Here is a 996-nt window from a genome sequence, read left to right on the forward strand (position 1 = left end):
CGACATCGCGAACTTCGTGTCGCTGTCTGGTGATCTGGGCTTTGCCAAGACGGGCACGGACATCGTGGCCGTGGGCAGCAATGTGACGGCTGCGCTGAGCGCCGGTACGTCGGCCTCGCTGCGGCTGAGCAACGCCAGCTTCGGCTTGCGCTCGGGTGCCGCGGGCACCACGGCGTTCGAGCTGGCCAACGGGACGCTGACGGCCAGCGTCGACGGCCTGGGCAACCTCAAGGCCACGTCTGTGGCCGTGCAGTACACGGGTACCGCTGGTGCGGTGACCGCTGGCAGCAAGGTCAGCGTCGGCAGCCAGAGCTACACGTTCAGCCAGGCGATCGCCGCCAACACGGTGGCGTTCACGCTCAAGGGCTTCTCGGCCGACATCGCGAACTTCGTGTCGCTGTCCGGCAACCTGGGTTTTGCCAAGACCGGCACGGACATCGTGGCCGTGGGCTCCAACGTGACGGCCGCGCTGAGCGCTGGCACGTCCGCCTCGCTGCGGCTGAGCAATGCCAGCTTCGGCCTGCGCTCGGGCGCGGCCGGCACCACGGCATTCGAGCTGGCCAACGGGACGCTGACGGCCAGCGTCGACGGCCTGGGCAACCTCAAGGCCACCTCGGTGGCCGTGCAGTACACGGGCACCGCCGGTGCCGTGACGGCCGGCACAAAAGTCAGTGTTGGCAGCCAGAGCTACACGTTCAGCCAGGCGATTGCCGCCAACACGGTGGCGTTCACGCTCAAGGGCTTCTCGGCAGACATCGCGAACTTCGTGTCGCTGTCCGGTGACCTGGGCTTCGCCAAGACGGGCACCGACATCGTGGCCGTGGGGTCCAACGTGACGGCTGCGCTGAGTGCGGGCACGTCGGCGTCGCTGCGGCTGAGCAATGCCAGCTTCGGCCTGCGCTCAGGTGCCGCGGGCACCACGGCGTTCGAGTTGGCCAACGGCACGCTGACGGCCAATGTCGACGGCCTGGGCAACCTCAAGGCCACCTCGGTGGC

1 protein-coding gene is annotated in these 996 nt (G+C 68.4%); it reads left to right on the forward strand.

What is annotated here, in order from left to right:
• The coding region (locus SM757_RS34930) for a hypothetical protein (protein ID WP_322468856.1) at nt 1-996 on the forward strand (996 nt) is incomplete at both ends.

It is taken from the genome of Azohydromonas lata (genome assembly GCF_034427735.1).
GTDB lineage: Bacteria > Pseudomonadota > Gammaproteobacteria > Burkholderiales > Burkholderiaceae_C > Azohydromonas > Azohydromonas lata.